Consider the following 7,138-nt stretch of genomic DNA (forward strand, 5'->3'; position numbering starts at 1 on the left):
CTCTATCAGATCTTTTTCCGATCCGATTTCCTCGGTGCTTTCCAGGTTCCCGCTCTCGCGTTTCCCTTTCCGGCGGTTCCGACTCTATCAGATCCGTTCGGTCCTGATTCCCAGTCAGCGGGGTTTGTCTGGGGCTTTCCGGCTCTCGCCGTTCGGCCTTTCGACATTCACTACGTTAGCCGATTCCCGCCGGGACTCATAATCGAGTTCCGCGGGTTCGAATTCAGACATGCAGGCATGCAGAATTCGCCCCCGTCAGGGGAAGTCGTAGGTAGTGGGTGGCCACTTCCGGCTGCTGGCGATTGCCGTACCCGGGTCAAGCGGCTCGGGCTACATTACGCACCTCCCAGGGACGCGTCAACTTGAGCGGCGCCGGGGCACATGGGCCCGATAGGGGCCGACCGTCGCGACGTTGACGCCCCAGAAGCGCCAGGGGTGGACCTCTCCGTCGCCTCCCACGCCGGCGACTCCCGTACGGGGACCGTTCCGTACCTGGTCGGAGGGGACGGGAGTGCCGGTCGGCACCCGCAGTGGTGTCTCTCCGGAGGCGCACGCGTCCGTGCCGTCCAGGGCACGGGTGACGTCCAGGGCGGTGGCCAGACGGGCCGGTCGTTTGGCCAGTTCCCTGCTGTACCGGGCCGAGAGTCGACGTTTGCGCGCGAGCTCGACGCCTTCGACGACCTCGCAGGCCGTGAGCAAGGCGTACAGCGGCTCAGGCTCCGGTGGACGGCTTGGCGCGCGGGCTCAGGCGATATGCCGAGACCGTCGGATCACCGGCGAGGTAGAACCTGTGTTGCCAGTCGTGGGCCTGGCTCACGCCTACCCGAGGACCGGCCTGGATGAGTCCGGTAGGTACCGACTCGCCCTCGGACAGCACGACCGAGCCGCCTGTCAGGAGGTTCGCGCCGTTGTGTTCTGCCGTGATGCCGAGTGCCTGGCAGAAGTTCCCCGGACCTCGCGCAAGGCGTGGGCTCTCGACCTTCTCCCCTCGCCGCGTGCGGGCCAGGTCTTCCCCCTCGATGACCCTGCCTGCCCGGATGAGGACAGCGGAGGCGATGCCGTCCGTCCCGGTGACGACGTTGGCGCACCAGTGGAGGCCGTGGGACCGGTAGACGTACAGGTGTCCTGCGGGTCCGAACATGACGGCGTTACGGGGTGTCCGGCCCCGGTAGGCATGGGAAGCCGGGTCGGCCGTACCGGAGTAGGCCTCGGTCTCCGTGATGGCGATGCTCACGGTCCCCTCGGGGGTCTCGCAGGTGAGGATGGTTCCGAGCAGCCTGGGGGCGACCTCTTCGGCAGGATGGGCGAGGACGTCGACGTTCATGCTGACCGCCTTGACGTGCGGCCACGGACGAGGGTGCGGCCGAGGAGGTCGGTGGCGACGTCCGGGACGGGGCGGTCGAAGAAGCTCCTGCGGAGTGGCATACGGTCCGGGGGCGTGATCATGGCGTCCGAGCCTAGTCCAGGCCGCGGACGCCAAGGGGTGGTCAAGGAATCGTCTGCTTGCCAGGGTGTGGGCCGGAACCGGGCGTGGCCCGATCGCGTTTGTAGGGGTCAAAGGTCCGTACGTAAAGGGAGAGTCATGGGCTTCAAGAAGCTGCTCGCGAGCCTGGGGGCCGGCGGGGCGTCCGTCGAGACGGTGCTCACGGAGAGCAACGTCGTACCGGGTGGCGTGGTCCAGGGCGAGGTGCGGATCCAGGGCGGGTCGGTGAACCAGGAGATCCAGGGGCTGTCCGTGGGTCTGCGGGCCCGGGTCGAGGTGGAGCACGGCGACGAGGAGTTCAAGCAGGACATCGACTTCGGCAAGGTGCGGCTCGGTGGCGCCTTCGAGCTTCAGGCGGGTGCGGTGCACGCGGTGCCGTTCGGGCTGGAGATTCCTTGGGAGACACCCGTCACGATGATCGACGGGCAGGCCCTGCGCGGGATGCACATCGGGGTGACGACCGAGCTGGAGATCGCGCGGGCGGTCGACTCGGGCGACCTGGACCCGATCGACGTGCATCCGCTTCCGGCGCAGCAGGCCATCCTGGACGCCTTCATCCGGCTGGGCTTCCGGTTCAAGAACGCGGACCTGGAGAAGGGGCACATCCGGGGGACGCGGCAGACGCTCCCCTTCTACCAGGAGGTCGAGTTCTACCCGCCGTCGCAGTACCGGGGTCTGAACCAGGTGGAGCTGAGCTTCGTGGCGGACGCGTACGCCATGGACGTCGTCCTCGAAATGGACAAGAAGCCAGGGCTGTTCAGCGAGGGCAGCGACACCTTCAGGTCGTTCCAGGTGGGTCTGAACGACTTCCACGGGACCGACTGGGCGGCTTATCTCAACCAGTGGCTGTCCGAGGTCGGCAGCAAGCGCAACTGGTTCTAGGCTCGGGAACCACGGATTCCGTCATCGATCAGCATCGACCGTATCGATCAGGAGGTACCGAGGTGACCGAGCTGAAGCGGCGGCCTCTCCCCCATGACTTCCACCCGCCCGTCCCGTCGTTCACGGTGACGAGCACGGACGTCGAGGAAGGGGCGACGCTCAAGGACGCTCAGGTCTACGCGAAGGGCAACACCTCGCCGCAGCTGCGGTGGGAGGGCTTCCCGGCCGGGACCAAGAGCTTCGCCGTGACCTGTTACGACCCGGACGCGCCGACGGGCAGCGGTTTCTGGCACTGGACCGTGTTCGACATCCCGGCCTCGGTGACCGAGCTGCCCGCGGGTGCCGGCAGCGGCAAGTTCGAGGGGCTGCCCGAGGGCGCGGTGCACGTCCGCAACGACTACGGGTCGAAGGACTTCGGCGGTGCCGCGCCGCCGCCCGGGGACGGACCGCACCGGTACGTCTTCACGGTGTACGCGGTGGACCAGGAGAAGCTGGGTCCGGATGCCGACGTGTCCCCTGCTGTCGTCGGGTTCAACCTGCGCTTCCACGCGATCGCGCGGGCGCAGCTGATCGGCGAGTACGAGGTCCCCGCCGAGGACTGACCCGGCTCGCGAAATCAGTCGAGCGTTCATGGAACGTTTGCCCGCCTCTGGTCTTGGAAGTGATCAGAGGCGGGCAGTTTTTATTGCGTTGTCCATCTCGGCGCGCCCGTCCAGAGTTGATCCAAGCCCGCCGGGGGTGGGCACGGTGCACATGGGAGGTGGGCTGGATGCGTGACACGCTGGTTCTGAACGCGAGCTTCGAGCCGCTGTCTACGGTGACCTTGAATCGCGCCGTCGTCCTGGTGCTCCAGGACAAGGCCGTCGTCGAGCAGGCCCACCCCGAACTGCGTATGCGCGGTGCGGACGTGGACATACCCGCGCCGCGGGTGATCAGGCTCTGCCGGTACGTACGGGTGCCGTTCCGGAGACAGGCGCCCTGGTCGCGGCGGGGGGTGCTGATCAGGGACCGGCACAGATGCGCGTACTGCGGGCGCCGGGCGACGACCGTGGACCATGTGGTGCCGCGGGCGCAGGGTGGGGGCGACTCGTGGCTGAACACGGTGGCGTCGTGCGCGGAGGACAATCATCGCAAGGCGGACCGGACGCCGGAGCAGGCGGGGATGCCGTTGCTGCGCAAGCCGTTCGAGCCTTCGCCGCAGGATGCGATGCTGCTCGCGTTGGGGGCCGAGGACTACGCGGCGCTGCCTGAGTGGTTGGCGGGGGATGTGGCCGCCTAGTCGCCTGCTTGGCTGAGCTTGTCGCGCGAGTACAGGTTGTTCGTGGCTTGTCGCGCAGTTCCCCGCGCCCCTTTCGTGGGCGCGGGGAATGCCTGTTTTCAGGTGCCCTAGTCGATGTTCGGCTTTTCGCGGCGTTCCTGGGCCGGGATGTTGCCGCCGCCGTTCGAACCTCCGCCCAGGGGGCCGAAGTTGCCCATCGCGCCCGACAGGCCCTTGAGGGCGTCGCCGATCTCGCTGGGGACGATCCAGAGCTTGTTGGCGTCGCCTTCGGCGATCTTCGGGAGCATCTGGAGGTACTGGTAGGAGAGGAGCTTCTGGTCCGGGTCGCCGGCGTGGATCGCCTCGAAGACGGTGCGGACCGCCTGGGCCTCCCCCTCCGCGCGCAGGGCCGCCGCCTTGGCCTCACCTTCCGCGCGCAGGATCTGGGACTGCTTCTCGCCCTCGGCGGTGAGGATGGCTGCCTGGCGGGTGCCTTCCGCGGTGAGGATCGCGGCGCGCTTGTCACGGTCGGCGCGCATCTGCTTCTCCATCGAGTCCTGGATGGAGGTCGGCGGTTCGATCGCCTTGAGTTCGACGCGGTTGACGCGGATGCCCCACTTGCCGGTGGCCTCGTCGAGGACACCGCGCAGGGCCGCGTTGATCTCCTCGCGGGACGTCAGGGTGCGCTCCAGGTCCATGCCGCCGATGATGTTGCGGAGCGTGGTGACGGTCAGCTGCTCGATGGCCTGGATGTAGCTGGCGACCTCGTAGGTGGCCGCGCGGGCGTCGGTGACCTGGTAGTAGATGACCGTGTCGATGTTCACGACCAGGTTGTCCTGGGTGATCACCGGCTGCGGCGGGAACGGTACGACCTGTTCACGCAGGTCGATGCGGTTGCGGATGGTGTCTATGAACGGGACCACGATGTTGAGTCCGGCGTTCAGCGTCCGCGTGTAGCGGCCGAAGCGCTCCACGATGGCGGCGCTCGCCTGCGGGATGACTTGGATCGTCTTGATCAAGGCGATGAAGACCAACACCACCAGAATGACCAGGACGATGATGACCGGTTCCATCGTCGCTCCCCGTACCCTTCTCCGCCTCGGCGCTTCGGCAGATCTTATGGCTGTTGAAGATCTTGCTGGACGAGTCTGACAGACGCACGCACAACTCGGGGACTCTTCTGTTCAGTTGAGTCTTTCGAGGTCAGATGACAATCGCCGTGGCCCCCTCGATCTCCACGACGTCCACTTCCTGACCCACTTCGTAGGCGCGGTCCGGGTGGAGGGAGCGGGCCGACCAGATCTCGCCTGCGAGCTTGATCCGTCCGTCCGCGCCGTCGACGCGTTCGAGGACGACGGCTTGTCTGCCCTTCAACGCGTCGACGCCGGTGGCGAGTCCGGGGCGCTGGAGGGCGTGCCGGTTCGCGATGGGCCGTACGACGGCGATGAGGGCGACGGAGACGACGACGAAGACGAGTACCTGGAGCACGACGCCCGCGCCGAGTCCGGCGGTGCCTGCGGCGGCGACGGCGCCGACCGCGAACATGCCGAACTCCGGCATCGCGGTCACCACGAGCGGGATGCCGAGTGCGGCCGCGACGACGAGCCACCACACCCACGCGTCGATGTTGTTCACATTGTCATGGTAGGGCCGGGGGTGCCCACCCGGACAGGGTGCTTTGCCGCGTCAACGCCCGTCAGGACAGCGGAAGTCCGCGGGCGGTCCAGCGGTCGCCGAGCTGTTCGACGACGAGCGGGAGGCCGAAGCAGCGGGAGAGGTTGCGGGAGGTGAGTTCGAGTTCCAGCGGGCCGGCGGCGAGGAGCTTGCCCTGACGGATCATCAGGACGTGGGTGAAGCCGGGGGCGATCTCCTCGACGTGGTGGGTGACCATGATCATGGAGGGGGCGATCGGGTCGCGGGCGAGCCGGCCGAGGCGGCGGACCAGGTCCTCGCGGCCACCGAGGTCGAGGCCGGCGGCGGGCTCGTCGAGGAGAAGCAGTTCGGGGTCGGTCATCAGGGCGCGGGCGATGAGGGTGCGCTTGCGCTCGCCCTCGGAGAGGGTGCCGAACTTCCGGTCGACGTAGTCGGTCATGCCGAGGCGGTCGAGGAAGGCGCGGGCGCGCTGCTCGTCGACCTCGTCGTACTCCTCCTGCCAGTGGGCGGTCATGCCGTAGGCGGCGGTGAGGACGGTCTCCAGGACGGTCTGGCGCTTGGGGAGCTTCTCGGCCATCGCGATGCCGGCCATGCCGATGCGCGGGCGCAGGTCGAAGACGTCGACGCGGCCGAGGGTGTCGCCGAGGACGGTGGCGGTGCCCTTGCTGGGGAAGAGGTAGCTGGAGGCGATGTTCAGGAGGGTGGTCTTGCCGGCGCCGTTGGGACCGAGGATGACCCAGCGCTCGCCCTCCTTGACCGACCAGGAGACCTGGTCCACCAGAGCCCGGCCCTCACGGACCACGGATACGTCCTGAAGCTCCAGAACATCGCTCATGAGCGCGTTGTCTCCCCTTGCAGTGTGGCCGGTCTCGGCTGTCGCGTACGCCTGTGGCTCGGGCGGCGGCGCCGGTGGGCGCAGCCCTTATGAAATCTACGCCACGCGTGCGGCGCTCCATTCCATCGGTCCGGTCCTTAGGGTGGGGGCATGCTCTCGGAACCGCGCGCAGGACGCCTCGCCGCTTGGGGAAATGCCCTTTTGGCCGGACTTGTCTCCCCGGATGACGCCGTACTCGCCATCGTCGGCGAGGACGCGGTGCACCGGGTTGAGGGACTGCCCGGTGAGTCCGCTCCGGTCGGGCTCACCCTCGCGCTGGGGCGGCTGCGGACGCTCGGGGTGACCGCGTTGCGGGTGGCGCTGCCGGCGCCTGGGCATCCGCTGGGGCTGAGCGGGCCGCCGGAGTTCAACGCGCGGGCGCTGGAGGCGGAGGAGGCGGTGATCTGTCACGGTGCCGCGTTCGGCCTGGTGCCCGAGGTGCACGAGGCCGGGCCCGCCGGTGATGTGCATGTCGAGGTGGTCTGGCAGGTACTGCCGGTGCGGGAGGCGCCGCCGGCCGACGTGCCGTCGCTCGGTGAGGCGGAGCGGGAGCTGGCGGAGGCGCTGCGGGACGCGACCGAGGTGCTGTCGAAGCTGGACGTCGCCGGGTCGGGGCCGGTGGCGGAGGCGGCGATCGACGCGTACCGGGCGCGTGCGGAGCGTGGCCGGGAGGTGCTGGCGCCGGGGTATCCGCCGCGGGCCGTGCGGGTGCTGGAGCTGGCGCAGCGGGTGGGGCTGCTGGTCTCGCTGGCGTACGAGAACGGGCACGGGGGCGCGGCGAGCGCCTCGGAGATGGCGGCGCGCCAAGCCGCGCTGCGGCCGGTGGAGCGGACGGCCCGGCGGGCTCTGGTCGCGGCGTACGACTCCGTGCTGGAGGAGCGTGAGCGGGGGCGCTAGTAGGACTCCGTTAGGTTGCTCTGGCTCTCAGGTTTGGGCTGGTGGTGGATGTTCTGGGCAGGGGGCGGTGGCAGGTGGTGCAGGTGCCGGT

At 68.5% G+C, this 7,138-nt stretch carries 7 protein-coding genes and 2 pseudogenes; 4 read left to right on the forward strand and 5 right to left on the reverse strand.

Features of this window, described 5'->3' with window-relative positions; all coding sequences use genetic code 11:
* Nucleotides 1–357: 357 nt before the first annotated feature.
* Together AB0958_RS43970 and AB0958_RS43975 are read right to left on the reverse strand one after the other, a co-directional pair.
* Nucleotides 358–699, reverse strand: a pseudogene (locus AB0958_RS43970) (DNA-3-methyladenine glycosylase); the annotation flags it as partial.
* A gap of 13 nt (nt 700–712) precedes the next feature.
* Nucleotides 713–1,446, reverse strand: a pseudogene (locus tag AB0958_RS43975) (DNA-3-methyladenine glycosylase).
* A 136-nt stretch (nt 1,447–1,582) separates the two neighbouring features.
* Here AB0958_RS43975 and AB0958_RS43980 point away from each other — a divergent pair.
* From AB0958_RS43980 to AB0958_RS43990, 3 genes are all read left to right on the forward strand, one after another.
* Nucleotides 1,583–2,365 carry a sporulation protein gene (locus AB0958_RS43980; RefSeq protein WP_366896098.1) on the forward strand — a complete coding sequence of 261 codons (783 nt, stop codon included), beginning with the start codon at nt 1,583–1,585 and terminating at the stop codon, nt 2,363–2,365.
* Nucleotides 2,366–2,427: 62 nt separating this feature from the next.
* Nucleotides 2,428–2,967, forward strand: a complete 540-nt coding sequence (locus AB0958_RS43985) for a YbhB/YbcL family Raf kinase inhibitor-like protein (RefSeq protein WP_366896099.1) — start codon at nt 2,428–2,430, stop codon at nt 2,965–2,967.
* A gap of 167 nt (nt 2,968–3,134) precedes the next feature.
* On the forward strand, nt 3,135–3,644 hold the full coding sequence (locus AB0958_RS43990; RefSeq protein WP_360528921.1) for an HNH endonuclease: 510 nt from the start codon (nt 3,135–3,137) through the stop codon (nt 3,642–3,644).
* A gap of 107 nt (nt 3,645–3,751) precedes the next feature.
* Here AB0958_RS43990 and AB0958_RS43995 read toward each other — a convergent pair whose 3' ends face one another.
* From AB0958_RS43995 to AB0958_RS44005, 3 genes are all read right to left on the reverse strand, one after another.
* Entirely contained in the window at nt 3,752–4,696 is a 945-nt protein-coding gene (locus AB0958_RS43995) for an SPFH domain-containing protein (RefSeq protein WP_365713985.1), read from the reverse strand.
* Between the two features lie 130 nt (nt 4,697–4,826).
* Nucleotides 4,827–5,258, reverse strand: coding sequence for an NfeD family protein (locus AB0958_RS44000; RefSeq protein ID WP_358980827.1), 432 nt, complete (start codon nt 5,256–5,258; stop codon nt 4,827–4,829).
* Between the two features lie 61 nt (nt 5,259–5,319).
* Nucleotides 5,320–6,111 (reverse strand): ABC transporter ATP-binding protein, encoded by a 792-nt coding sequence (locus tag AB0958_RS44005; RefSeq protein ID WP_366896100.1) that lies wholly within the window; start codon nt 6,109–6,111, stop codon nt 5,320–5,322.
* A gap of 150 nt (nt 6,112–6,261) precedes the next feature.
* On the opposite strand from AB0958_RS44005, the gene AB0958_RS44010 reads away from it, so the two are divergent.
* Nucleotides 6,262–7,047 (forward strand): hypothetical protein, encoded by a 786-nt coding sequence (locus AB0958_RS44010; protein ID WP_366896101.1) that lies wholly within the window; start codon nt 6,262–6,264, stop codon nt 7,045–7,047.
* Nucleotides 7,048–7,138: the final 91 nt, after the last annotated feature.

The sequence above is a fragment of the Streptomyces sp. NPDC006655 genome (genome assembly GCF_040703965.1).
Taxonomy (GTDB): Bacteria; Actinomycetota; Actinomycetes; order Streptomycetales; family Streptomycetaceae; genus Streptomyces.

What these genes read in the sequence shown, in the direction of transcription:
- AB0958_RS43980 (WP_366896098.1), top strand. Translation starts at nt 1,583, where the DNA reads ATGGGCTTCAAGAAGCTGCTCGCGAGCCTGGGGGCCGGCGGGGCGTCC.
- AB0958_RS43990 (WP_360528921.1), top strand. Translation starts at nt 3,135, where the DNA reads ATGCGTGACACGCTGGTTCTGAACGCGAGCTTCGAGCCGCTGTCTACG.
- AB0958_RS43995 (WP_365713985.1), bottom strand. Translation starts at nt 4,696, where the DNA reads ATGGAACCGGTCATCATCGTCCTGGTCATTCTGGTGGTGTTGGTCTTC.
- AB0958_RS44005 (WP_366896100.1), bottom strand. Translation starts at nt 6,111, where the DNA reads ATGAGCGATGTTCTGGAGCTTCAGGACGTATCCGTGGTCCGTGAGGGC.
- AB0958_RS44010 (WP_366896101.1), top strand. Translation starts at nt 6,262, where the DNA reads ATGCTCTCGGAACCGCGCGCAGGACGCCTCGCCGCTTGGGGAAATGCC.